Origin of the sequence: Halorubrum salsamenti, from assembly GCF_007671685.1 — an archaeon.
Taxonomy (GTDB): domain Archaea; phylum Halobacteriota; class Halobacteria; order Halobacteriales; family Haloferacaceae; genus Halorubrum; species Halorubrum salsamenti.
In genome coordinates, this window is the sequence record NZ_VCNL01000005.1 from 290,056 (window position 1) to 315,702 (window position 25,647).

A 25,647-nucleotide genomic window follows, 5' to 3' on the forward strand; every position below is an offset into this window, starting at 1 on the left:
ACCCCGCCCTACTCGCTTACGGCTTCGCCGTTCGCTTCGTTGAGGGCGGGGCTTTCGCGTGGACTCCTGTTCTGGCCATCGCTGGCAGGCTCGTAATCGCCGTTCACATTCAACGTCCCGCGATTCAAGCGCACGTTTACGGGTGCGCCTCCGCCCGACGACGTTTGCGCCGAGCGGAGATGCTTCAGGCCGATATTCTTCGCCGCGTTGTAGTCGGCGTTCACTTCGTAACCGCACTTCTGGCAACAGAACCGTTCTTGCGTCTCGCGGTTCTCTCGGAGTGTCGTCCCGCACTTCGAACATCGCTGGGAGGTGTACGCGGGACTCACCTGCTCGACCGAGATGCCGACTATCTCGGCTTTGTACTCGACGTACTCGAACAGGCGTCGGAACGCCCATGCGTGGAACTTCTTGGCGGTCGGCATCCGCTCACGAATTCCCGTCAGGTTCTCGAACGCGATCACGTCACAGTCGTGTTCGACGGCTTCTGCGACGAGTTCTTTCGAGACGGTGTGTAAGAAGTGGTCGTAGCGCCCCGTCTCCGTGCGTCCGATCGACTGGATAGTTTCGTGGGCGGCCCGCGTCCCGCGCTGGTGGAGCGACCCGCGTCGCTTCTCAAACTCGCGGTGCCAGTGGTTCAACTCCGACCCGTTCCAGAACGTGCCTGTTGAGGTAACGGCGACGTTTTCGATGCCGAGGTCAACGCCGAGGACTGTGCTGTGCTCGGTGTCACCTTCATCGGCAGTCTCGGACTCCACGTCCGCCTTTGTGCGGACGTGAAGGTAGAACTCACCGTCGCGGTAGTGGAGTTCCGCACCCGTTACGTCGTAGTCGTCGTTGAACAGATACTCAGAGTGGGGCGTATCGCGGCTCTCGTCTGGAAGGACGTACTCGGCCGTGATTCGGCCTTCGACGGTTGAGAGCGTCGCATGGTCGTCGTTGAACGTTGCACAGCGTTTGTCGTAGACGAGTGTTGGGGCGGAAAAAGACGGTTTCCCCGCGTAGTCGCCTTGTTTCCAGCGGGCAACGACGCTTTGTACGGCGTCGGCGGCCTTGTTGCGAGCGTTCTGGACGTGATTCGCTTGTAACCGTGTCTCAGCCCGTACGTTGTCGTAGGTTTCACGTTGGAGTTGGGCTTTACTCGTCGTTTTATACTCGCCTTGCCAGGCGTGGTCGACGACGTAGTTGGCAGCCCACAGGAACTCGGAGATAGTTTCATGGAGGAGGTCAGCGTCGCTGTCGGCCACATTGAGCTTGACAGGGACGGTGCGGCAGACCTCCATCCGTACTTCAGATGTATACTCTCATTTTTATATTAGTAACGATTCGGTGAGGAGTCAGCCGACAATCGAACGTGGCTGGTGTAGTGCCGTGTCGGTTTCCTCTCCGACCTACTCGCTCGCTTCGCTCGCTCCTTGAGGTCGGAGGCTCCACCTTGTATTATGCTGAATCGAACGCTCCGGAGCCGGCGGTGCGCTTTCACCCACCTTCGCTCTCCCTCGCGGAGGCGATATTACCGGCTCCCCGGTGAGAAGCGTGGGTCGGGGTCCGACTCGTTCGTCGGCGTGCGTCGCCGGAGTGATCATAAATCTGAGTTTTTATAATATACATATGAAATTTTATATAATAAAGTGCTTGAATTTCCAGCGTCATTTTGGACTATAGTCGTCAGAATAGACGTGATATATTAAATTTGTATGCAAAGTACTACACAAAAAGTCAGATATAGTACTATATACTACAGGGTTAAGCGTATTTTATACACTATTTGGACAAATTACGTCAAAACCGATGAAGAGAACACTATCGATGGCGTCGAATCTGGCGGTACTCTCTTTGACAGCAACGAGTTGAGCCGGTATCGCCACTCATTCGAAAACGGATACTACCCGTCGAGGGACGGGAGGGGTGGCAGCTCATCGTAAGTTACCAAAACAGATTATATATAAATATCTATAGGTTTGGGCTCCGGTACAGGGTGTCGTCGGTAGTCGAGAGGTTGGTGATCGATCCGGAACGCGGATACTGGGAATCGGTGTGGCAAGCCTGCAAATGGAGAGATAGACGTGGATGACGCCGATCTTGGAATCGATAAGAGTGCCGAGCGTGACGGGGCTCCGACGTCGAGACGAAAACGGAGACCACGGTGCGCGGGCCGAGTCTCGGTGTCTCGTCCGAGGTTACGCGTGCGTTTCGTCGTGAGGCGTAGCGGAGCGCCGAACCACGCGATAACCTGATCGCGTACGCGGAGCAACCCGAGTTTCGCCGGCAGTTCCGAATACGAGTAGTGTACTCGAAGCGGTATTAAGCAGACCTGTTTGGGAGTACGTACAAAACTCAGAGACGGTGTTTCGAGTAATATCAGAATATAAGTAATACGGTGCTTGTTACTATCGGGGGAAATCCCGATAGTGATTCCATGAGAAGCACTTCAGAGGAACCGCTCCTGACTATCGCCGAGGCCGTTTCCGACGCGTTGGACACGCCGGTAGAGGAGTTACCCCCGCTCTCTCAGTCAGTTAATCTCGAGGGATTAGAGGCGATTGTCACGGAGGATCCGTCCCATGACGTGACGGTCACATTTTCCTACGCCGCTCACAGAGTCCTTGTTCACTCGGACAACACCGTCTACGTGTGCCCGATACGGGAAGACGACACAGACCGATTGGACGCGGTATATTTTGACGAGTAACGACTACGTACGGGGCGGATCACTACCGCTAACTCCCGTACCGACCGGAACCTGGTCTGGATGGGCCACCCGCTGAGAGCCTCACCGAAGCAATCGACGTGAACCGTCCGTATCGAGCGACTCGACCACACTCTGGGGGGCGTTCCACCTGCGGAACCCGGTTTGCGATCGGCTATTGCCAGCCAGGGGATGGACCGACCCCGGCTACGGGTCCCCGTACGCGATCTCGCCGTCGACGACCGTGGTATCCACATCGATGTCGGCGATCGACTCCGGCTCCGCGAACGGGTCCGGGGCGAACATATTCGGGGGAAGAACCGCGGGGGCGGGACGCGAGTCCGACGTATGGTTCGACCACGGCTCACGACGCTTTTGATCTGGTCAGTCGTGGGGACGTATCTGCTCGTCGCGCTCGGAGCGACCGCCGCCACGGACGGCGGCTCCGCGGTCGCCGCGGTCCACCACGCCTCCGCGGTGGCCGTCGGCGTCCTCCTCGCCGCCACGGCTCTTTTCGCCCACCGAACGGCGGCCTCCCGCGGCGTCCGTGTCGGAACGATCGCGGTCCTGATCGCGTATGTGGTACAGGCGGGCGTCGGGCTCGGGGGGCGAACCGGTGTCCTACCGTTCGACGGCGGGCTCCACCTGCTGGGCGGGATCGCGGTCTTCGCCGTCCTCCTCGTGACGCTCGTGATCAGGGTGGAGGCGACCGCGGGCGTCCCGACCGACGACGGCTCTCCGAAGGGACCGGGCGACCACGCGACGCCGAGCGCACCGGACGGAACCACCGACTCCCCGGCGTCGGAAAACGGTTCGACCGGGTTTCGCGGCCGGCTTCGTGCGTATCTCGAGTTGACCAAGCCGCGGCTGATGTGGCTGTTGTGTCTGCTCGCGCTGGCGGGGATGGGACTGGCCGTTGCGGCCGGCGGCGAGCTCGACGGCGTGACGGTCGTCGCGACCCTCGGTGGCGGCGTCCTCGCGACCGGCGCGTCGGGGGCGTTCAATCACGTGTACGAGCGCGACCGCGATCGGAAGATGCGGCGAACCGCGGACCGACCGATCGCGACCGATCGGGTCGGCGTCCGGCGCGCGACCGGCTTCGCCGTCGCGCTCGTCGTCGCCTCGATGGCGGTCATGGTCGCGTTCGTCAACGTCCTCGCGGCCGGGCTCACGGCGGCGGCGATCGTCTACTACGCGTACGTCTACACGGTCCTGTTGAAGCCGACGACCCGGTGGAACACCGTGATCGGCGGTGGCTCCGGCGCTCTGCCGGCCCTGATCGGGTACGCCGCGGTGACCGGGACCGTCGGGCTCCCCGCGGTCCTGCTCGCGGTCGTCGTCTGCTGCTGGACGCCGGCGCACTTCTACAACCTCGCGATCGCCCACCGCGAGGACTACGCCCGGGCCGACTACCCGATGCTGCCGGTCGTCGCGGGCGTCGAAACCGCGCGCCGGCGGATCCTCGCGTGGCTCGGCGTCACCCTGATCGCCGCGGTCCTGTTAGGGAGCGTCACCGACCTCGGCGTCCTCTACGCGGTCACCACCACGGCGCTCGGAGCGCTGTTCGTGCGAAGCGTGGTCCGACAGTACGACGCCGACCGACGGGGAACCGAGGACGAACGGGCGGCGGCCTACCGGAGCTTCCACGCCTCGAACGCCTACCTCGGAGCCGTTCTCGCGGCGATCCTCGTGGAAACGTTCGCGATGTGAGCCGGTCCGGCTCGGCGGAGTTCCGCGGTGCTCTGCGCCGCGCTTCGCTTCCGAGCAGATCCGCGTCCGAACCGGCATGTCACCGGCGGACGAACATGTGCGTGATAACGCTCACCATGTGTATCTGTGTAACTGGTCGTGTGAGCGACCGATGAGCAACCGAACGACACCCGACGGCGAAGACATTCCGGCGATGCAACGCCTCTATAACCGTATCTGGCTGTTGGCCGCGGCGGCGATCGTGTTCTTTCTCGTGGCCTACGTCGGGTGGGGGTTACTCGACCTCCTGTCTCTTCCCGTGAGGTGATCGTCGCATGAGTAACCCACTCGACGACCCCGACGACGACTGGTGGAACTCCCCGGTACATCGCCGCGAGAGCATCTGGCTCGGGCTCGCGGGCGCGTGGTCGCTCGGCATCTTCACGTGGATGGCCGGGTTCACCCAGTTCGGCGACCAGAACCCCGTCGGCACGACGTACGAGGTCGATCCCGACCAGTATCAGGAGCGCGTCGGCGAGTACAAGGAGGCCGCCGAGGAGACGGACGACGGACTGATCCCGCCCGAAGACGACGTGTACGTCGGTGCGATGCGGTTCAACTGGGACGGACTCCCGGCCGTTCTCGAAGCGGGCCGCGAGTACGACATCCATCTCGGCGCCTACGACGTGCAACACGGCTTCTCGGTCCGACCCGAGGAGAACCTCAACAAGCAGATCAATCTCCAAGTGTTCCCGGGCTCGGAGTGGGTGATCCCGATGACCTTCGACGAACCGGGCACCTACCACGTCGTCTGCAACGAGTTCTGCGGACAGGGTCACCGAACGATGCACGGCCGCTTCACGGTGGTGGAGGGATAGCATGTCCGCGATCGCCTCCCTGTTCCGGAACGACTACGACGCGGACGGGTTCCGGACGTGCTCGGTGACCGGGCTCGACATCCATCAGTCAGTGGAGAACTACGTGAAGCTGTTCGGCCTGACCGCGGTGATCGCGCTCGCGGTCGGCGGGAGCTTCGCCTTCTCCGTCGCGATGACCCGGTGGGAGTTCATCGGCCTGCTCGACCCGAGCAGCTACTACACGCACCTGAGCATGCACGCGTGGAACCTGCTCATCTTCTGGATGGTGTTCATGGAGATCGCCGTCCTCTACGTCGGCGGACCGATGGTTCTGGGCCGGGAGCTCCCGCTTCGCCGGCTCGCGGCCCTCGGGTGGGTCACGATGGTCGTCGGCGCGATCGGCGTGAACGCGTCCATCTGGCTGGCCGAGGCGCCCAACGAGGCGCCGCTTCTGACGGCGTACGTCCCGCTCCCCGTCACGCCGTGGTTCTACGCCACGGCGATCGTCTTCCTGCTCGGAGCCACGATCGCGGCGCTGCCGTTCTTCGCGACGATCTGGACGGAGACCCGCGACAGCCACAGGACGCTCCCGCTCGTCGCCTTCGGCGCGTTCGTCACCGGGATCATCGCCGTGGAGGCGATCCTCGGCGGGATCGCGGCGTTCGCGTACGCGCTCGCCTGGCGGATCGACCTCATCGCCTCCGTGGACCCGGGGATCTACCGGCAGCTCTACTGGATCGTCGGTCACGGGACCCAGCAGATCAACCTGCTCGCGATGATCACGGTGTGGTACTTCCTGACCCACGTCGTCGGCGGCGCGGTCGTGATCTCGGAGAAGGTCTCGCGGACCGCCTTCATCCTCTACCTCTTCTTCATCAACCTCGGGGCGGCCCACCACCTGCTCGTCGACCCCGGCGTCTCCGCCGGCTGGCGCATCTGGAACACCTCCTACGCCTTCTACGGCGCGGCCTTCGCGAGCATGATTCACGCGTTCGCGATCCCGGCCGGGATCGAGGCCGGCCGCCGCCGTCGGGGACAGGGCGGCGGCCTCTTCGGGTGGCTCACCTCCGCGCCGTGGCGGAACCCCGTCTTCGCCTCGACGGTCTTCAGCATCATCCTCTTCGGCTTCCTCGGCGGGATCACCGGCGTCGTGATGGGCCAGATCCAGGTGAACATGACCTGGCACAACACCCTCGCGACGGTCGGGCACTTCCACGCGACGGTCGCGCTCGGGACGACGCTCGCGTTCTTCGGGCTCGTCCTCTTCGTCATCAAGACGATGTTCCGGCGGGACTTCGTCTCGGACGCGCTGGCGAGCGCGATCCCGTACGCCTACGGGGCCGCGATGAGCGTCGCCACGCTGATGTTGATGTACGCGGGGATCCTCTACGGCGTGCCCCGCCGGACCGCCGAGGCCGTCAGGAACATCCCCGGCTCGGAGTTTAGCTTCTCGGCCGCGATTCCGATATTCATGATCTTCGGGATCTTCGCGCTGTTGGCGATCCTGTCTGGCGTCCTGTTCGTCGGCGTCTCGGTCGGCTCGCTTTTGTTCGGCGGCCGGCTCGCCGAGGGCGACGACGGCGGGATGCTTCCGGAAGGGGGGCTCCACGCCGACGGCGGGGAGCCGATCCACGCGGTCGAGCTCCGCGGGACCTTCGCGCTCTGTCTGATATTCCTCGGCGTCTTCGCCGCCGTCTACGTACTGAACTGGTACCTGTTGACCCAGCTGTGGGCGATCGGCGCGTAACCGCCGGCCGCCCGAATCACCGACCCAACGACCGCGAGACACTCCACGAATGACCGACACTTCCCGTACTTCACTTCCGGCGCGACTCGGCGGAATCGTGCGTCAGGCCTGGCGTGACCTCTTAAGCGTGTACTACGCCAACACGCCCGTCTGGCGCTGGTTAAAGAGCGGTGCCCTCGTCTTCCTCGGGTTCTTCCTGTGGATGGGCGGAAACGTCCTGTTGGCCTACTGGATAGACGCGACCGCGCTGCGGTACGCGATCGCCTACGGCTTCGTCCTGATCGCGTGGGGGCCGTTCACCCACATGCTCGTCGTTCCGGCCGTGATCCGACTGCGGCGCACCGCCGAGAATCCCACCGTGCGGCGGCTCGTTCGCCACGGGTCGAAGATCAACTTCACGACGTTCCTCGTGATCGTCGCGGTCGTGGGGACCCTCGCTCCGGGCGTGATGCTGCTCGACTTCACCTCCGAATTCGGCGGTGACGGCGGCGACGTGACCGCGGACCTCGTCTGTGAGACCGACGGCGACCCGATCACCTGCGAGCTCGAGACCGCCGAGGGCGTCGACCACGTCGTGCTCCTCTCCGGGAGCGAGGAGATCGACCGCAGCGACGAGCCGCCGTACGCGGTGTCGGCGCCCCGCGAGTCGCTCTCCGACGGTCCGTCCGGGAAACAGTTCGAGATCGAGTTGCGGGACGCGGACGGCGAGACGCTCCGGCGGTTCATCCGGACGGTGTAGGGAGGGTGTCGGCGGGGGTCTCTCGCTCCGATTGTATCGGAGCGAACGAGCGATAACGGGAGTACGTATATCGAGTTGCCTCGGTGGTTGTTTATAAGTGGGCGAGCGATGCTGCTAGCGGCTGTTTATAGGTGATCGACGGCTCTGCGGTGAAGGCTTCCAAAGCCCCAGTCGCTGAGGACGGCGCACGCTCGCTGCGCGCCTCACTCGGTCGCTAACGCTCCCTCGTTGCGGTGCTTACGTCGCCTGCGCCGCCCTCAGCGACTGCCCCTTAGAATCCCACCCGCCCCGCAACCGCACAGCCTCACGCCTCCCCAGCCTCGTCGCTGGCGCCGACGGCGCCAGCGACTCCCTCGCACCGTCGGTTCGCGGCCCGGAGAGCCGCGAACCGGGGCGCGCCACCGGACTCTATTTATAAGCGATCGTCGCCGTGGTTCATGGTCGTTTAAATATCGAACTACCGCCACCAATCTGCAACACCCACTCCCGTCATCGTTTACGAGACGCCGTTCAGCGGTCCGCCGTTTCGCGGGGCCGCCCTCACAGCACCGATCGCGTCGAGTTCGTCACGACGATGCCGCTGCTGGCGGCCATCGCCAGCGCGGCGAAGAAGGGATTGAGCGCCCCCGCGACCGCGAGCGGGATCGCCACCGCGTTGTAACACAGCGCCCACGCCACGTTCTCGCGGATGCGCCGCCGCGTCCCGGCCGCGAGGTCGAACACGGTCTCGATCGCTCGGAGGTCCCCGCCCGTTATCACGACGTCCGCGGCCTCGACGGCGCGCGCCGTTCCGTCGCCCATCGCGATCCCGAGATCGGCCGCCGCGAGCGCGGGCGCGTCGTTGGTCCCGTCGCCGACCATCACGGTGGTCCCGGAGGCGGCGAACCCGCGGACCGCTTCGAGCTTTCCGTTCGGCGGCACGCCGGCGAAGACCTCGTCCACAGCGGGATGGTCTCGAAACCGGTCGGCCCGAGGGCCTTCGTCCCCGGTCAGGACGGCCACCTCCCGATCGGCGAACGCGTCGAGCGCCGCGTCCCACCCCTCCCGTTCGCGGTCCTCGACCGCGATCACGCCGCGGGCCGCGCCGTTCCACCCCACGACGACCGGGAGCGCGCCCCGATCCGTGACGGCGTCGACGCGCTCTCGCAGGCCCCCCGGAATCGGACCGCACTCGCGGGCGACCAACTCGGCGGTCCCGACGACGACGCGCGGGCCGGTCCTTCCCGGATCTGAGTCGTTGCGGGCGGCGGGGACAAGATCCCCCGAAACCCCCGAGCCGGGATAACGGGTGAACGACTCCACCCGCGTCCCCTCGGGGAGGTCGTCGGTCACCGGTCGGTCGTCAGCCGTCGGCTGGCCGTCGGCCCTCGACGGATCGCCGGTCGCCGCCTCCCGGATCGCGTCCGCGACGGGGTGGTCGGCGCGGCGTTCGATCGCGGCGGCGCGGCGGAGCGTCCGGTCGTCGCCGTGCGTCTCGCTGACGCGCATCTCCCCCGCAGTGAGGGTCCCGGTCTTATCGAACACGACCGTCTCGGCCTTCCGAGCGACCTCGAACACCGAGGCGTCCGTGACGACCACGCCGCGGTCGAGCGCGTCGCGGAGCCCGCCGGAGACGGCGAGCGGGGTCGCGAGTCCCATCGCGCACGGACAGGAGACGACGAGGACGGTCAGTCCGGCGAGCATCGCGGCGGCGACCGTTCCGCCGGTCGCGAGCCGCCAGCCGGCGACGAGGAGCCCGAGCGTCAACACGACCGGCACGAATATCGTCGCGAGCGCGTCGACGAACCGCTGGATCCCCGGGGTGGCGGTCTGGACCTCCCAGAGCGCGGCGGCGAGCCGGTCCGCGGTGCTCTCCGCGTTCTCGCCGACCCGCATCACGATCGCGCCGGCCGATTCATCTCCTTCGGCCTCCATCTCGTCGACTTCTCTTCCGTCGACCACCCCGCCGTCGGCCGCTCGGCCGTCGCCGAGGAGCGTCGCGCCGCCGATCACGGTCTCGCCGGGTCCCTTTCGCACCGGGAGCGACTCCCCGGTGATCACGGACTCGTCGACGTCGGCGGTCCCCTCGATCACGGTGCCGTCGATCGGCACGCGTTCGCCGGGCGTGATCCGGACCCGGTCGCCCGGTTCGAGGTCCGCGATCGGGACGGTCTCCGACCCCGTGTCGGTTACCCGCGTCGCCGACTCGACGCGGGCGGCCGTGACGGTTTCGAGGAGGTCGTTCGCCCGCGACCGGACTCGCTCCTCGTAGTGCCGGCCGAGCGAGACGACCATCACGACGGCGACCGTGACGTCGTAGTACAGGTGCGTACTGCCGGTCGCGAGCGCGAGGGTGCTGTACGCATACGCGGACAGCGCGGCGACCGCGACGAGCAGGTCCATGTTCGGCCGACGCGCCCGAACGCTCACGTACGCGCCGCGGAGCAGCGGCGCCCCCGTGTACGCCAGCAGGACGGTCGTCAGGAGCGCGATGAACGCCAGCGGCAGATACCGTCCCACGGCGGTGGTGGTGTCGATCGCGAGGACGTTCGTCTCGATGCCGAGGTAGCTCGGATACAGCGACAGGACGTACCACGGCATTATCAGCATCGCGAGGAAGCCGCCGACGACGAGCCGTTCGACCGTGCGATCGTCCGAACGCGTCCGCGCGCGATCGTCTCCGATCGTCCGGCCGTCGTCCGTCGCCGATTCGTCCCGAAACCGGAGCGTGTAGCCGTAGCCGGAGAGCGACTCCGGGAGCTCCCCTCGTTCGATCTCCTCCGGATCGTAGACGACCCGGACGGTCTCGGTGCCGTAGTTCGCCTCCACCGCACGAACTCCCCGACAGTCGTCCCCCCGCAGTCCGAGGAACGTCTCGCAGGTCGTACAGTGCATCCCGTCGACCGCCAGATAGGCCTCGGCGGCGTCCGGCGGGAGCGTCCTCCCGGCGGCCGCCCGGTCGCTTCCGGTCGTCGTATCACCGATCTCTCCCACCCCCGTCTCGGCGTCGCCCACGTCGTCGAGTCGACGGGCCACCTCCAGGCAGCCGCGACAGCAGAACCCGCCGTCGACGTCGGCCGCACTGACGGGTGGGTCCGGGGTCGGGAGGTCACAGAGCCGACAGTCGCCCATCACTCGCGATCGGTCGGCCACCCACGAGTCCCTGTCCGCGAACGTGTTCGGGCCTTCGCCGGAATAAAAAGGCGGCCCGGTCGCGGGTCGATCTCAGAACGGGGCGTTCGGTTCCTCGGAGACGCTCGATTCGCCGCCGCTCGACGCCGACTTACCGACCAGTACGCGGAACTCCCCGGGGTCTTGTTTGCGGTACTCCCAGTAGAACGCCGGTCCGGCCTCGGCGTCGAACTGGTGGTACAGCGGCTTCGGGTCGTGGTCGTTCACCAGGACGAACCCCTCGCCGTCGTCGAGGTCCGCGTACGCCTCGAAGATCTGTTCGTGGCGCTGAGCGGGTGGAAGATCGCGGACGTCGAGTTCCCTCGTGGCCTCGGGCGTCTCGTCGGCAGTGCCCTCCTCATCAGCCGCGCGCTCCGCGTCAGCCGCGCTCTCCTCATCAGCCGCGCTCCCCACGTCCCCGGACGAGGAGTCCGCCCGTTCGGTCTTCGTGATCCGGACGCGGCAGCGACCGGGCTGCTTTTCCACCACCTCCCAGTCGAACGCGTCGCCGTACCGCTCTCGAAACTCGCCGTGGAGCGGTCGCGGCTCGTGCGGGGCGATGAGCTCCATCGCCTCCCCGTCGGGTATCATGCCGTATCGGTGGTGGATCGTCTCGTGACGGTCCGGTTTGGGGATCTCACGAACGTCGTATCGCGTGATCACGTCCTCGTCATCGGCCGTCGATGCGTCCGTTTTCACGATCTCGACTCGCCATCCGCCCGATCCGCGACTCGCGTACTCCCACTCGACGACGTCGCCGTGCATCGAGCGAAGCTCGTAGTAGAGCGGCTTCGGGTCGTGGTCGTTCACCAGGACGAACCCCTCGTCCGGTTCGAGGCGGTCGAACGTGTCGAGCAACACCTCGTGTCGCCGCTGGGGTATCAGGTCACGCACGTCGAACGTCCCCAACTCACCGTCACCGAGCGGTTCCCGTTTGGACACCCGAACCTCGCGCGGTTCCGCGTCGGGATCCTCGTGGTCCCAGTCGAGGGCGCGGTCCCGTTCGATCTGATACCGGATGAGATGCGCGTCGATATCTCGATCGGCGATAACGAGAACTTCGGCATCCGTCTCGGTCTCGTCGAGCGCTCCGTAGATCCGTTCGTGAAACTCGCGAGGCGAGTGATCCCGCAGATCGATTTCAGTAACCATTCTCGGATCGATCACGGCCGCGAAGAGGGATGGTCTCTCAGCCGAACGCGTTCGGGATATGCACTAAACGAGACGGGCCCGGGGAATGAACTATGTTCACCACTCCAGCACAGGGGTCTCGGTCGCTCCCCGAAGGAAATCCGGACCCATGAATTCGGTGACGCTTTCGCGAACGATCGACGCACCTCCGGCCGTGGTCCGCGAATCGATGAACGAACTCGAGCAGTTCATGCGAGCGTCGGGCTTCGACGAGGTTCTCGTCGACGGCGAAACGGTCTGCGTCGCGAACGAGGTGGGGATCGCGACGATCGAACTCACGCTCGAACTCGTCGACCGTCCTGAAGCCGACCTCGCCTACGAACAGCGTGAGGGCATCTTCGAGGAAATGCGGACAGCGTACACCGTCACACCGGCACCCAACGGGAGCGAGGTGGTCGCGACGACGGAGTTCGCGCTCGACGTTGCGATCGTCGGGGACGTACTCGACTCGACGGTCATCAAACGCCAACGGCGAAGGGAACTCTCGGCCCAGTTCGACTGGCTTGAAGGGGTCGTGTAACCCGTCGCTCTTTCGTCTTTCCGCGTTTCTACAAGAGAGCGACACAAAGAGCAGCCGATGTCCGCCGGGGTGACCCCGAGACGTTGCCATGTGCGCCGAAACGGTCGCCGACCACAAGAAGCGCGAGGCCCTCCCGGGAAGAGACAGACCAACACGAACCGGAGGAACGGTACCCGTCCCGTTTCGGTCGTTTGTTCGGCGCGTAACATATGGTACGTGAGCACATAGCGCCGAACAGCGCAATGTCCCAGCTACGAACTCACAGCGTGCCCGACGAGATCGACCCGAACGAGTGGACGCTCCGAGTCACCGGTGCGGTTTCCGAACCGCTTCGCGTCAAGCGAGGGGAGCTGTCGGAGTTTCCCCTCGAGACGGTTACGGAGGACTTCGAGTGCGTCGAGGGCTGGATCGCAGAGGGTCTGTCGTGGCGAGGAATACGCGTCGGGTCGGTTCTGAACCGCGCCGCCCCCGAAGCTGATGCAGACTACGTGCTCGTCCGCTCGATGGACGGCGAGTACGCCTGTTCGTTCCGGAGGGATCGCGTGGCCGACGCGCTCCTCGCGGTCGAACTCGGCGATCGGCCCCTTCCCGTGGAACACGGTGGGCCGGCCCGACTCGTCCCGACCACCGGCGACTCGGACTGCTGGGAGAGCGTCAAGTGGGTGACGGCGCTGGAGGTGCGTCGCTCGGAGCCCGTTGTCGACGACACCGCCGAGAACATAGCAACCGGCAGACTGGAGTGACGGTCCGGTACTTTGTCCACTCGGTCCCCATCCGAAGAGTGATCAGCGGTCACGGGAGCGGTCCCAGTCAAATCCTCGTTCGTCACAAATCGTTGGTACCAACGCCTTAACTGTCGGTTTTCTCATCGGGTTCGAACCCGATCGGATTCCGAGGGAGATCGTCGACGAACTCTCGGACGATCGTCCGTTCGACGCGCTGGAGAACTTCGCTGCACGTGGATTTCGCGATCCCGACGTGCTCGGCCACCTCGGTTAGCGTGCAGGTGCGTGGCACGTCGTAGTAGCCGCGATCGACCGCCTCGAACAGCACCTCTCGCTGCCGTTCAGTGAGCGACTCTCCCGGGTTCAACCGCTGTTGAACGTACTCGACGTCGAACTCCGCACCGACGGCCCGGAGCATCTCCCCGAAGTCGGCGATGCGGTCGTGGGCGCCGGTGATGTCGATCCGGGCCACGCCGTTCTCTATCTCGACGGGCATCTCGATGGGGATCCCGGCCTGCCGTGCGGCCGCCATCAACAACGGTGCGTGCGCCTCGACGTGAACGGTGGCGACCCCGTCACTCAACGCCATGACCGAGACTTCCTCGATCGTGTCGTGGACCTCTATCGCGTCCAGTATGTCGTCCATATCGTCAGCGGAGATCTTCACGAGCGCGAACCCCGCACCGTCTCCGGGGGTCGCACTGAGTACCTGGATCCGCGCCTCCGGGAACTCCCGAGAGACCTCGCCGACCCACGGTCCATCCGGGAGATCAACGTTGAGTCGAGCCTGTGCCATACCGACCGTTCGCTGTCACGGGGGAAATGGATTCGTCTTCGCGTCCCGATCAGAGGAGGGACGGGTTCGTCAAATTGGAGACGGTCGGAAACTCTCGCGTGGATGTGGACGGGTGCCGCTTCGTATCTCACGGCGTGAGAGTCGTCCTATCCCTTTACGGCCTTCTGCGGAGGTATTAGAACACGCATCGGAATTTCGATTAGCATGACAAACACAAAATCAGCGATAGCCGTTACGTTTACTCCGCAAGAATGGGTCGACGCACCGTTCCACCTAGACGACGGGGCAGACAAACAGCTGACTCCCGCCGAAAACCGGGACCCAGTGACGTTCGAAGTGCCCTGGGAAGACGGAACTGACGGAGAGAGAGCCGTGTTCCCGGACAAATCGTACGAGGCGAATCAGCTGCAATCGCACCCTGCAGCCCCGGAATGGGTCCGAAATTGGGACGGGCCATACTACGTTCGGACAAAGTTGGTTGACGACGAGTAACGGCCAACGGACAGAGTAGACCAAGTTCCTCGAGAATAGCAGAAATGAAGCATGGCCGCTGAGATATCGCGCTGGTCGCGTCGATACGTTCTCGTCGGGGTACTCGCGCTCTGTTGCTGGCAGGTGGCCACGGTCGCCGGCCTCCCGCGACGCACGACGGTGACGTTGGGCGTGTTCGGGTTCGTGTTCCAAATCGTGTTCGGCAAAGCCTACGCCCTCGTGCCGGCGTATTTCGACGTCGATCTCGTCTTCGAGCACGCCCCGATGATCCAGTTTCCCTTCGTCGTTACGGGGGCTGCGTGTCTCGCGCTCGACCCGCTTCTCGTTCGTCGCTTCCGTGTCGACCTCGGCGTTCTCGGCGGTGTGCTCTGGACGGTCGGCGTCGTCGTGTTTATCGGAGCGCTCGCACTGACGATCGGCGGACCGCTCCGACACGGGACGACTGGGACCGGAGAGCACAACGCCGACCGGCGGCCGCTCGACCGGTTCGCGAACCGCTTCGTCCCCATCGTCCTCCTGTATCTCCTCGTCGGTAGCTACGAGACCGTCGCCGGGCAGGCGAGCGCGCTCCCGCCACTGATCGGCGTCCGGGCCGCCGCGACGCATCTCTTGGCCGCCGGCGCCGCGACGTTGCTCGTGGTCACGCTCGGCTTTCGACTGCTTCCGCGGTTCCTCGGCGCACGTCCGACTCGATCGTCGGCCGCCCTCGTCCTACCCGTCACCGCGACTGCACCCGGGATCATCGCCGGCGGGTTCGTCGACGATCGATGGCTCCCACTCGGTGCCGCATTGATGGTGATCGCGATGGTCGGCTTCGCGCTCGTCGTCTCCGGAATGTGGTTCCAGTCCGACAAACGCCGAATCGGATTGTACGCCCTTCTCCCAAGCGCGACGTTCGGCGTTATCGGCGTCCTTTTCGGCGGTCTCTTCGCGGTCGGGGGCGCGTCTCCGGCGTTGATCGAGACCCACCTCCGGGTCAACCTGCTCGGCTTTCTCGGCCTGATGATCGTCGGAACCTCGTTCCAGTTCTATCCGCCGCGGCTGGGCGCGTTTCCCGGGTCGTCGAACCGTTCCGCGAGCGTAGCGATCGCCGCGCTCGCTTGCGGACTCGGGATCGAGGTCCTCGGTGTCGCTGCGATCGCCGTCTTCGATCCCGCGACGGCGTCTCTTTCGACACGAGCGAGCGCTTTCGGTCGTTGGCTCACGCTCTTCGGTGCGTTCGGGTACGCGTACCTCATCGCGAGCGTGTTCAGGACCCGAGCGACCTGATCTCCTCGATCAACGTGGTCCGTGTCGAATCGGCCTGTCCAAACGGGCGGTTCCATTGAAATAGTTTTCAGATGGCACGTATCGCCCGAATGTGGTCAATACAGACACAGCAGCGATTGATAGCGGGAGTAGGTATAGCACGTTGTGAGTGTGGTCGTTTATAAGTGATCGAGTAGTGTTGCTGGCGCTGATTTATAAGTGATCGACGACTTCGCCGTGAAGGCGTCCAAAGCCCCAGCCGCGACGGCTCGCGCGGCTCGATGCGCTCCTCGATCGCTCACTTCGTTCGCGGTCTGCGGTGCTTTCGTCGCCGTGCTTCGCCCTCGCGACTGCCCCTTTGAGTCCCACCCGCCCGCAACCGCACAGCGCCTCCCGCCTCCCCAGCCTCGTCGCTGGCGCCGTCGGCGCCAGCGACGCCCTCGCACCGGCGGCTCGCGGCCTATCGGCCGCTCACCGGGGCGCGCCAACCGCATCGGGGTTTATAAGCGATCGTCGATGGCGCTCACGATCGTTTAAATACTGAATCGTTGCTACCGATTTGCTTCACTTACTCCCGCTATCGATCAAGAAGCTGCCTTCAGCGACTGGCCGCTCGTCGGCCTCCGACTACTCGTCGGACCGAGACGCCAAGACGATCAGTGCGGTGCTCTCCTCGACGGCACGGGGAGCGATCTCTTGGTCGCCGTCGAAGCGAGCCACGTCGCCTGCCGACAGCTCGTGTGTCTCGCCGTCGAGTTCCAACTCTATCGTCCCCTCGACGAGATGGAACACGATCTCGCGGTCGGGGTGCGAGTGAGGCGCGACTTCGCCGCCCGCGTCGAGAGTGAGTCTGATCGTCTTCGGTTCAGCGTCGGGGAAGACGTTGGCGTGGGGCCGTCCGTCCAGTTTGCCGAGGCTGTGTATCGTCGTCATGTATCGGTCGGATCGAACTCGTCGGTTCGGAGTCCCCGGCGGACCGGTTCGTGTTCGGCATCGGTCGGCGGCGGAGCGGTGACGAGCAGCGCTTCGAGCCGCGAGTCGTCGTCGGCCTTGACACCGCGATCGGTGTCCGCTCCGACGGTCACGACGTCTCCCGGTGCGACGCGGTGTTCCTCATCGCCGTCGCGGACGAGCCCGGTGCCGGAACGAACGTCGATCACCACGTCGCTGGACGGGGCGTGAACCGGGATGAACTGTCCCGGTTCGAAGTAGCCGCAGACGACTTTCATCCGCTCGCTCCGGAACACTTCGACCGCCGAGAACTTCTCGTCGTCGTACGTCCGTTCCCCGTCGAAATCGATTGCTGTCATACTGAATCACCCAGTCGACAGATTCCACAGTCGTTCGATCGGGCGGCCAGTCGCGTGATGGCGGCCGATGACTCGGCCGTTCGACTTATTTTAGGTTTGCCTAAACTCATACACATCAGTATGCAGCGGGGAGACACAATAGGGTTGAGTCGAACATGTTCCCGTCAGATCGGCCCTGTCGACCAATTAGTCGCTCCCACCCTCGTCATCGGGCGACAGGACCCTGAACGGTCGCATCATGTCGTGGTCCTCGTGCTCGATCATGTGACAGTGCCACATATAATCGCCCGTCTGATCGGAGAAGAGCCCCTCGTACTCCCCGAAGTGCGCGATCACGTGCACTACGTCGCCCGGGTCGACGGTGACGACGTCGTTCCACCCGAGTTCGTACGTCTCGGGGCCGTCGAGCGCGTCCGGATCGATGTCGTCTTCGGCGGGATCGTAGTCGGCGGCCGACTGGCGGCCCAACACCTGGAAGTGAACGAGGTGGAGATGCATCGGGTGGGACATCCCCGTGAAGTTGGCGAGACTCCAGATCTCGGTGTCTCCGAGCGTCGGGGTCTCGGTGACCGGGTCCGTGAGTTCGAAGCCGGTCTTCTCGTTACCCGTGCCGAGCGCGTAGAGCGGGCGACCGTACTCGTCCGTCTGGCGGGCAAGCGTGAGGTACCGTTCGGTGTCGACGGACTCCGTCGGTATCTCGGGGACCCGCGTCAGCTCGTCCGGGAGTTGCGTGGGCGCCCGTTCGCTTTCCGCGGCCGCCACGTCGACCAGCATGACCTCCGGAAGGGGTTCGGCGCCGTCCGCCTCGATCCCGCTCGCGCCGCGATACTTCGCCGGCGCGTCGTTATGCAGGAGCAGGGTCTCGCCCGCGTACTCGCTGAAGTCGACGACGACGTCCGCCCGTTGACTCGATCCGAGTTCGAGGCGGTCGGCGGTCTCGACCGGCTCCGAGAGGAGTCCGCCGTCGTTACCGATCTGGACGAACGGCGGCCCCGCGTCGCCGGTGTCGCCCGATTCCTCGTCGTATTCGAGCAGTTTGAGGTCGTAGTATCGGCTGTTCGCCCCGTTGAGCAGGCGGAACCGGTACCGTTCGGGATCGACGGACAGTCGGGGCCACGCCTTCCCGTTGACCGTCGACGTGTCGCCGTAGAACTGCGGGACGATGCTCGGGTCGGGCCGCGAGTCGTCTTCATCTCCCTGTGTCGCCGGAACGTTCGTGGGGTAGTACAACGAGCCGTCCTCGTTGAAACTTCGGTCCTGTAACACGAGCGGGATTTCGTTGTCGCCCGTCGGGAGGTCGAGCTCCCGCTCGTGATCGTTCCGGAGCAGATAAAAGCCCGCGAGACCGGCGTAGACGTTCAGTCGCGTGATGCCGAGCGAGTGGTCGTGGTACCAGAGGGTCGCCGGCGGCTGGTCGTTCGCGTAGTAGTAGTCCTTCTTCTCGAAGTCGGGGCCCGTCCGCTCGAAGTCGCGGGTGAACCACGCCTGCGGTTTCCCGTCGCTCTCGTGTTCGACGTTGCCGCCGTGGAGGTGCGGGACGACGCGCGCGCCCGGCTCGTCGTACGGGATGATGTCGCCGTGGATCGTCGAATCTTCCGGGAGCAGGTGTTCGTCGGGCAGGTGATTCTGCCACCGAACGTAGATCGGTTCGCCCTGTTCGGCCTCGATCGTCGGCCCGGGGAACTGGCCGCCGTAGCCCCACAGGGTCGTCGGCGGGAGGTCGCGGTGGAGCCTCTGTTCGATCTCGGCCATCTCCACCTCGTAGCGGGGCTGGCCGTCCTTCGTTCCGCTCGGTTCGATGACGCCCGGGCGGGGCACCTCGTCGACCCACCGCTCGAGGTCCGGTGACGTGTGTGTCGGGTCGGATTCCCCTTCCGTGTCTCCGGTCTCTTCCGCAGCCACCGGGGCGCCAATACTCTTTCCGGCACAGCCCGCGAGCGCCGCGGTACCGGTGATACCCACGGCCGCGAGAAACCTCCGCCGTGCAACCTCACTTCGGGATCGGTCAGCCTTGTCACCCATTCTGAACACGCTAGCCGAGTCATGCAAATAGGGGGCCGGGGAAACGCCACTCGCTGGGGATCAGTTCGAACATGTTCGCCGACAAAAACGGGGTCGCAGGATCGAAAGTACTTCGTCGAGATCTGATCCGGCGAGTACCCGTCACGTTCGATCCCTCCCGGCACGTTCGATCCCGCTAGACCAAGACGCTCCGGTGACACCGAAAGCGTCACGCGAACACGGTCGAGTGGAACCGTGTCCGCATGGATACCGGTGCAGAAGCGGACACACTGGGGATCGACGGGCCTCGCGGAAGTAGTTTACTCGTGTCGAACCTCGATGTACCACACATCGGACCCGTCAGACGTCGTCTCGTACTGGAACCCGCGTTCTTCGAGGACCTGATACAGCGGCTCCGGCTCGAAGCTGTTGATCAACAGCAGCGTCTCGTCGTCGGGAAGCGCTTCGAGCTCGGCCATGATGTCTCCGAACGGTTCGCCGTCGATCTCTCGGACGTCGAGGCGTCGACCGACCTCGTTTCGCTCAGTGGCCATATCCGTGTAAGCGTCGGCGACGGGCGTGCGTGTTCTCCCGAACATATTCGCAGACGCGCCCGTCGTGAGGGTCAGCACTCGGTCCCCGCGAACGGGCACTGTTCGACTCCGGTTGGCGGGGTCGCAGAACACGTGTTCGGCATCTCGTCGACGAGCACCCGCAGGCGGTCGATCGCCTCGTCCGGAAGAACGTATCCGATTCGGTAGCCCGCTTCGAGTGACATGTCGAACCCCGTTCGACGGCGAAAGAACGTTCGGACGGCGCACTGGCGCGCTTCGAGTTCCAGCGCGACCTCTCTCCCCCGATCAGTGAGCGCGACCCCGGCTCGCTTCTCGTGTCGGAGGAGCCCGGCGGCGGCGAGTCGCTCGAACATCTCCGTCACGGTCGACGGCGCGACGTCGAGTCGATCACTCACTTCCCCGGTCCGAACCAGGTCGTCGCGGTCGGTCCCGAGCCGCCTGACGGTGACGAGATACAGCCCTCCGTTCCGATCGACGCAGGCGGTGGGTCGCGTGCAGCCGCAGACGTCCGCCCGCGAGTAGTCGATAGCCATTACCGTACGGTCGACACGCTCCGGACATGAGGGTGCCTCCGAACATGTTCCCGTCTATCGTCGACTTCGGTACGCCAGGTCTCTAACCGCGGTACAGGAGAGACTCGCCCCGGCGTTCGGCCGACTCGAGAGCCGCTATCCGTGAGCGGGTTCGTTGCGGTATCAGATCCCGCCGGAGGCGGCCCGCGATCGTCGACACACCGCTCCACTCCGTTCCAGTAGGAAGGTCCGCGACCGGCGGAAGGGGAACATCTTCGGTGGTACTGTCAGGTGTGCGGAGAACGTACCCGTCCCCATGGGTGCCATCCCGGGTAACATCGAGACGGACCAACAGCCCCCGATGACGGTCCCGTTACGACACTTCGTCGTCGGGCTCGTCTTTCTCGTCGGGGGAATCGGGCTGGGGATCGGCTTACAGCTGAACGCCGTTCCGGGCCTGGGGCGGCTCGCTCACGTCCACCTCCTGTTAGCCGGGTGGATCTGTATCACGATCATGGGAGCGATGACGCAGTTCGTGCCCGTCTGGTCGGGAGCGACCCTCCACTCGCGGCGTCTCGCGAACGTGCAGTTGGGGCTGGTCGTCGTCGGTCTCACCGGGTTCGTCGGTGCGTTTCTCCTGGTCGAGACGGCGTGGCTGATCCCGTTCGCGGCGCTCATGCTCGTCGGCTTCTGGGTCTTCGCGTACAACATCGTCCGAACGCTCGGCACGGTCGAGGAGTACGACGTCACCGAACGGCACTTCCTCGGCGCGCTCGGCTTCTTCCTCGTGTTGACCGTTCTCGGCGTCCTCCTCGCGGTCGATTTCACGGTTCCGACGTTCTCGCGGGTCGGCGTCAGCCGGTCCGGGGTGGTGGGAGCCCACGCGACCCTCGCGGTCTTCGGCGCCGTTCTCACGACGGTGTACGGGGCGCTGTACCAGCTCGGAACGATGTTCACGCAGACGGAGCTCCACGGGATCGACCACCGTCTTCGATCCGTCGAGGAGATCGCGCATCCCACCGGCGTGGTCGTGCTCGCGGTCGGTCGGCTCGTGGCTCACGCTCCCGTCGCGCGGGTCGGCGGTCTGTTGATCCTGTTCGCCGCGTCGGCGTTCTGTCTCGTCCTGGCACGCAAACTGTACGAGATGCGGGTCGAACGGACCCCGATGCACACGCGGTACATCGTGGCGGTGGGCGCGCTCGCGCTGTGGATCGCCGTCTCAGCGCCCGCGTGGATATCCGACCCGTTAACTCGGAATTATCTGCTCGGCGCGGCGAACGCCGGCCACCTGCTGTTGCTGGGAGCGATCGGGTTCGTCGTCGTGGGGACGCTCTACCACATCATTCCCTTCGTTATCTGGGTCAACCGGTACAGCGATCTGCTGGGGTTAGAGGACGTCCCGATGATCGACGACCTCTACGACGACCGGCTCGCCGCGACCGACGGGGTACTCCTCGGGGGCGGAAGCGCACTGATCGTCGGCTCGAACCTGCTGGATGTCACCGGGACGCCGGCGCTCCTCGGCGGGCTGCTAGTGGGCCTCGGTATCATGGCGTTCGTGGTCAACATGGTCCTCGTGTTGGTCCGTCACAGCCCGCACTCGATCGACCGGATCGTCCTCGGGTCGTTCTCGCCGCGCCGAGCGCGCGGTCTCGACGAGGCGGCCGAGGAGTGAGTTGATTGATACTCACGGGTTCGACGGACGGAACGACCGACAGGGCGGCCGCTTCCGGAGCGGCGAGTCGCTCGACTCGAACATGTGCGGGATCAGGGGTACCTCTCCCGGTCTCGAACGTGAGCGCATGCCCAGCTTTCCGTCTCCGTTCGGGTCCGACGACAGCGACCTGTTCGACGGGTACGACGAGTTCGTTTCGGATCACGTCCCGAGACCGGGCGAGTTCCTCGAGCCTCACGACCTGCTCACCGGGGCGGACCACGTCGCGTTTCACCGCCTCACTCGCGACTGCTTCGAGGACCGAAAGGTGTACGATATGACGTTCAACTACAACCTCGCCCGGCTGAACCTCGACACCCGTCACACGAGCGCCGGCTACCGCTACGCCGTCGAACGCGGCGGCGCCGACGACGCCGTCGAAGCGGAAGATATCGACCGCGTGCTCCGTGCCGAGTTCACGCCGACGACCCCGTTCTGCCCGCAGACTCACACGCTGACGATCGGGTCGTTCCGAGCGTGGAACGGGCTCTCGGACCGACACGAGTACGACCTCGTTCGCGTCCGCGCAGCGCCCATGCATCACCAGAGCGAGGCGATTAACGAGCAGCTCGTCGACCTCGAGCAGACGTATCTCGAGACGGGAGACGTGACCGCCGACCCGGAGGGCGGTACCGAGATCGGGTCGAACCCGATGGAGCGGTCGATGGAGAACGAGGGCCCGAGTCGCGGATCGACGGACGCTCCGTTCTGAAAGGGGCCGGTCCGCCGTGGCAACGGCCACTGCGTGTCGATCTCCAGATCGGCGGTGATGAGAAGTGCTACGCCTGTTTCGGCCTCGTCGAGCGCTCCGTAGACCCGATTTCGACGGCCGCGGTCAGAGCCGTCGCGCAGGTCTGCCTCGGTAGTCGTCTCTGGGGTATGTCGTCCGTACGGCCGATCGGGTTCTCGGGCGAGCCCGTTCGGCAGATGTGGCGAGAAAATCGTCGGCTGAAGTTGCCGTCGTCGCGGCCGTCGTCCGCCTCGATCGGGAGATCCGCCGCGGCGAAGTCGCTCCGCTCTGTGCCGGGTATAAAGGGGCGTCTCGAACAGTTCGGTTGATACCGTTACTCCGTAAAAATGCCCGGTGCATCCTTTTAATTCGGGTCGTACGTGAACCCGTCCGACGATGGCCGAACACGACCTCGACGGATGAGGCGTCGGACTCACGTCGCGGCGGTCGGGAAGGGGACGCCCGCTCCCGCGACCGCGATCCGAACCGATCCCGGCTCCCGACGGAGTCGCATTCGGCCGGAAGCGGCCGAAGTCCCTCATCGACAACCGTGGTAACCCACCGAGAACATCTATGACACAAGCACGCCTCGTCGTTGAGCTACCGGACGGTCCGTGGGCGGCCGACGTCTCCCGTGAGTTCCCGGAGGCGACGTTTCGGGTGATCGCCGCGCTCCCGGGCGACGGTCCGGGGTTCGCGCTCGTGTGGATAACCGCACCGGATGTCGAGGCCGTCCTCGACGCGATGGAGTCGCACCCTTCCGTCACCGAGACGTCGGTGATGGGCCGGGACGACCACGAGGCGACGGTGCAGTTCGAGACCTCGGCGCCGCTGCTGCTGCTCGCGGCGAAGCGGTCGGGTGTCCCCATCGAGATGCCCGTCGAGATCAGCGACGGTGACGCGGTCATCGACATCACCGGCGCCCACGACCGAATCGCGGAGCTGGGCCGGCAGTTCGACGAGTTCGGCTTGGAGTTCCGCGTCAAGTACGTCCGGGAGCGGCTGCGGGCGAGCCAGTTGCTGACCGAGACCGAACAGGACCTGCTCCTCCGCGCGATCGAAGAGGGGTACTACGACACGCCGCGGAGCTGCTCGCTCACCGGTCTGGCCGACTGCGCCGGGGTCGCGAAGTCCACCTGCAGCGAGGCGCTCCACCACGCCGAGGAGATCGCCGTCAAGCGGTTCGTCGAAGATCTCCCCCCGCAGGTCGACCCCGACGAAACCACCCAGTGAGGTCCGACTCGCGCCCCCCTCGACGCCGTCCGTTCTGACCCCGCGATCGCGAACGGTCGATCCGCCGCGACCAGACGCCGATCGAACATATTCGGAGTATCATCATCGGATCCGGACACCATTTAAGTAAAAAACGGCGATGATGTTCAGATATTTACCCACGAGATGGGAATATTTGTGCCGTTATACGGAATTCACTCGATAAATACCAATCGAAGGGAGACCCAATGACTCGACATTCCCACACTAATCGGCGTGCGTTCCTGAAGACGGCGGGTATCGGCGCCGCGGCCGCGTTCGCGGGCTGCGTCGGCGGCGGCCAAACGGACGCCAACGCGGCCGCCACGGGCGAGACGGGAGGCGAGGAGACGGAGACCGGAGGGTCGTCAGCCGAGGCGGCCTCGCTCGATCCGGCCGCGGAGGTCGACGTGGACCGCATCGCCGCAGACCCGACGGACGTGCCCGACCCCGTCGACTGGGACGAGCCGCGCACGCACGACGTGACGATGGAGACGACCGAGGTGACCGCGGAGATCGAGCCCGGCGTCACCTTCGACTACATGACCTTCGACGGGCGGGTTCCCGGCCCGATGGTCCGCGTCCGCCGGGGCGACACGGTGAACTTCACCCTGAAGAACCCCGAGGACAGCGGGCTCCCGCACAACATGGACTTCCACGCGGTGTACGGGCCCGGCGGCGGGGCAGATCACACCACTATCGCGCCCGGCGAGGAGGCGAACATCCAGTACACGGCCACCTACCCCGGCGTCCACATCTACCACTGCGCGGTCCCGAACATGGACCACCACATCAGCGCCGGCATGTTCGGCGCCATCCTCGTCGAGCCGAAGGACGGCCTCCCGGAGGTCGACCGTGAACTCTACTTCGGTCAGCACGAGCTGTACACGAACGGCGAGACCGGCGAAGAGGGTCACCACGAGTGGAGCGTGGACGCCGCCAAGGAGGAAGATCCGACCTACATGGCGTTCAACGGCGAGGCGTACGCGTTCACGCAGGACGGCTACGGCCGGATCCCGGTCGAGCGGGACGAGCGCGTCCGGCTCTTCCTCTCCAACGGCGGCCCGAACCTCAACAGCTCGTGGCACGCTATCGGCAACGTCTGGGACAAGCTCTACCGCGACGGCGACCTCGTCTCGGACCCCGCACGCTACGTCGAGACGACGCCGGTCGCGCCGGGTACCGTCACCGCCGCGGAGATCAGAACCCCCGTTCCCGGCCCGATCAAAATCGTCGACCACTCGCTGACTCGCGTGGCTCGCAAGGGACTGCTCGGCGTGCTCGAAGTGCAGGGCGAACAGAACTCCGATATCTACGACCCCGACGGCGAGTCGTCCTGATCGCCCGGTGGTCCGCGGCGATCGGCTCGCGGCCCGGTGCTCGCGCGATCCGGTACTCGCACGGTCCGCAGTCGCAGTCTCACGGATCACGGCCTCCGTCTACACTTCGATAGAGGTGTGTGTCCGGGCGTGAGAGTGCTCGAACACATCGATAAAGGGGTGTGTCCGTGTGTGAGGGTGCTCGAACACATCGATAGAGGGGAGTGTCCGGGCGTGAGAGTGCTCGAACACATCGATAGAGGGGTGTCTCGTGGGAAGCCAATTATCTGCTGGTGGTCTGAGAACATCCGAGAATACGGGATTAGCGATACCCACTCACAACGAGAATACCGCATAATACGGCGTTTCAAGAACGTTCCGTCGAGTTTACA

22 protein-coding genes are annotated in these 25,647 nt (G+C 65.0%); 13 read left to right on the top strand and 9 right to left on the bottom strand.

The window, feature by feature from the left end:
- Window positions 1–8 precede the first annotated feature (8 nt).
- Window positions 9–1,283: an RNA-guided endonuclease InsQ/TnpB family protein gene (locus FGL94_RS14750; protein WP_144926906.1), complete on the bottom strand. Its 1,275-nt coding sequence runs from the start codon at window positions 1,281–1,283 to the stop codon at window positions 9–11.
- A gap of 1,136 nt (window positions 1,284–2,419) precedes the next feature.
- Between FGL94_RS14750 and FGL94_RS14755 the strand changes: the two genes are divergently transcribed.
- The 6 genes from FGL94_RS14755 to FGL94_RS14775 all read left to right on the top strand — a co-directional run bounded on the left by FGL94_RS14755 (window position 2,420) and on the right by FGL94_RS14775 (window position 7,721).
- Complete coding sequence (locus FGL94_RS14755; protein ID WP_241659203.1) at window positions 2,420–2,692, top strand: HalOD1 output domain-containing protein; 273 nt, start codon at window positions 2,420–2,422, stop codon at window positions 2,690–2,692.
- Between the two features lie 345 nt (window positions 2,693–3,037).
- Window positions 3,038–4,399 (top strand): heme o synthase, encoded by a 1,362-nt coding sequence (locus FGL94_RS14760; protein WP_144926909.1) that lies wholly within the window; start codon window positions 3,038–3,040, stop codon window positions 4,397–4,399.
- A 151-nt stretch (window positions 4,400–4,550) separates the two neighbouring features.
- Window positions 4,551–4,706: a hypothetical protein gene (locus FGL94_RS18415; RefSeq protein WP_186313429.1), complete on the top strand. Its 156-nt coding sequence runs from the start codon at window positions 4,551–4,553 to the stop codon at window positions 4,704–4,706.
- A 7-nt stretch (window positions 4,707–4,713) separates the two neighbouring features.
- Window positions 4,714–5,256, top strand: coding sequence for a cupredoxin domain-containing protein (locus tag FGL94_RS14765; protein ID WP_144926911.1), 543 nt, complete (start codon window positions 4,714–4,716; stop codon window positions 5,254–5,256).
- Between the two features lies 1 nt (window position 5,257).
- The gene (locus tag FGL94_RS14770; protein ID WP_144926914.1) at window positions 5,258–6,982 is read left to right on the top strand and encodes a cytochrome c oxidase subunit I; all 1,725 of its coding nucleotides are present in this window, start codon (window positions 5,258–5,260) and stop codon (window positions 6,980–6,982) included.
- 97 nt (window positions 6,983–7,079) lie between these two features.
- Complete coding sequence (locus tag FGL94_RS14775; RefSeq protein WP_206664932.1) at window positions 7,080–7,721, top strand: hypothetical protein; 642 nt, start codon at window positions 7,080–7,082, stop codon at window positions 7,719–7,721.
- 540 nt (window positions 7,722–8,261) lie between these two features.
- Here FGL94_RS14775 and FGL94_RS14780 read toward each other — a convergent pair.
- Window positions 8,262–10,832, bottom strand: a complete 2,571-nt coding sequence (locus tag FGL94_RS14780; protein WP_144926920.1) for a heavy metal translocating P-type ATPase — start codon at window positions 10,830–10,832, stop codon at window positions 8,262–8,264.
- 93 nt (window positions 10,833–10,925) lie between these two features.
- The gene (locus FGL94_RS14785; protein WP_144926924.1) at window positions 10,926–12,023 is read right to left on the bottom strand and encodes a DUF2249 domain-containing protein; all 1,098 of its coding nucleotides are present in this window, start codon (window positions 12,021–12,023) and stop codon (window positions 10,926–10,928) included.
- Between the two features lie 148 nt (window positions 12,024–12,171).
- On the opposite strand from FGL94_RS14785, the gene FGL94_RS14790 reads away from it, so the two are divergent.
- Window positions 12,172–12,582: an SRPBCC family protein gene (locus FGL94_RS14790; protein ID WP_144926927.1), complete on the top strand. Its 411-nt coding sequence runs from the start codon at window positions 12,172–12,174 to the stop codon at window positions 12,580–12,582.
- A gap of 242 nt (window positions 12,583–12,824) precedes the next feature.
- Entirely contained in the window at window positions 12,825–13,325 is a 501-nt protein-coding gene (locus tag FGL94_RS14795; RefSeq protein ID WP_144926930.1) for a molybdopterin-dependent oxidoreductase, read from the top strand.
- 106 nt (window positions 13,326–13,431) lie between these two features.
- On the opposite strand, the gene FGL94_RS14800 is transcribed toward FGL94_RS14795, so the two are convergent.
- The gene (locus FGL94_RS14800) at window positions 13,432–14,103 is read right to left on the bottom strand and encodes a helix-turn-helix domain-containing protein (protein ID WP_144926933.1); all 672 of its coding nucleotides are present in this window, start codon (window positions 14,101–14,103) and stop codon (window positions 13,432–13,434) included.
- A 543-nt stretch (window positions 14,104–14,646) separates the two neighbouring features.
- On the opposite strand from FGL94_RS14800, the gene FGL94_RS14810 reads away from it, so the two are divergent.
- On the top strand, window positions 14,647–15,864 hold the full coding sequence (locus FGL94_RS14810) for a hypothetical protein (protein WP_144926939.1): 1,218 nt from the start codon (window positions 14,647–14,649) through the stop codon (window positions 15,862–15,864).
- A gap of 606 nt (window positions 15,865–16,470) precedes the next feature.
- On the opposite strand, the gene FGL94_RS14815 is transcribed toward FGL94_RS14810, so the two are convergent.
- The 5 genes from FGL94_RS14815 to FGL94_RS14835 form a co-directional block, all read right to left on the bottom strand.
- A complete protein-coding gene (locus FGL94_RS14815) occupies window positions 16,471–16,776 on the bottom strand; it encodes a cupin domain-containing protein (protein ID WP_144926942.1) in 306 nt (101 codons plus the stop codon).
- Complete coding sequence (locus tag FGL94_RS14820) at window positions 16,773–17,153, bottom strand: cupin domain-containing protein (protein ID WP_144926945.1); 381 nt, start codon at window positions 17,151–17,153, stop codon at window positions 16,773–16,775. Before FGL94_RS14820 ends, FGL94_RS14815 begins: the two co-directional genes overlap by 4 nt.
- A gap of 186 nt (window positions 17,154–17,339) precedes the next feature.
- The gene (locus tag FGL94_RS14825; protein WP_144926948.1) at window positions 17,340–19,175 is read right to left on the bottom strand and encodes a multicopper oxidase domain-containing protein; all 1,836 of its coding nucleotides are present in this window, start codon (window positions 19,173–19,175) and stop codon (window positions 17,340–17,342) included.
- A 299-nt stretch (window positions 19,176–19,474) separates the two neighbouring features.
- On the bottom strand, window positions 19,475–19,708 hold the full coding sequence (locus tag FGL94_RS14830) for a DUF2249 domain-containing protein (RefSeq protein WP_144926951.1): 234 nt from the start codon (window positions 19,706–19,708) through the stop codon (window positions 19,475–19,477).
- A gap of 71 nt (window positions 19,709–19,779) precedes the next feature.
- The gene (locus tag FGL94_RS14835; protein ID WP_144926954.1) at window positions 19,780–20,262 is read right to left on the bottom strand and encodes a metal-dependent transcriptional regulator; all 483 of its coding nucleotides are present in this window, start codon (window positions 20,260–20,262) and stop codon (window positions 19,780–19,782) included.
- A gap of 295 nt (window positions 20,263–20,557) precedes the next feature.
- Here FGL94_RS14835 and FGL94_RS14840 point away from each other — a divergent pair, with 295 nt between their 5' ends.
- The 4 genes from FGL94_RS14840 to nirK all read left to right on the top strand — a co-directional run bounded on the left by FGL94_RS14840 (window position 20,558) and on the right by nirK (window position 25,276).
- Window positions 20,558–21,916 carry a hypothetical protein gene (locus tag FGL94_RS14840; RefSeq protein ID WP_144926957.1) on the top strand — a complete coding sequence of 453 codons (1,359 nt, stop codon included), beginning with the start codon at window positions 20,558–20,560 and terminating at the stop codon, window positions 21,914–21,916.
- Window positions 21,917–22,043: 127 nt separating this feature from the next.
- On the top strand, window positions 22,044–22,667 hold the full coding sequence (locus FGL94_RS14845) for a hypothetical protein (RefSeq protein WP_144927025.1): 624 nt from the start codon (window positions 22,044–22,046) through the stop codon (window positions 22,665–22,667).
- Between the two features lie 591 nt (window positions 22,668–23,258).
- Window positions 23,259–23,918, top strand: coding sequence for a helix-turn-helix domain-containing protein (locus tag FGL94_RS14850; protein ID WP_144926960.1), 660 nt, complete (start codon window positions 23,259–23,261; stop codon window positions 23,916–23,918).
- A gap of 227 nt (window positions 23,919–24,145) precedes the next feature.
- Entirely contained in the window at window positions 24,146–25,276 is a 1,131-nt protein-coding gene (nirK, locus tag FGL94_RS14855; RefSeq protein ID WP_144926963.1) for a copper-containing nitrite reductase, read from the top strand.
- The last annotated feature ends 371 nt before the right edge of the window (window positions 25,277–25,647 follow it).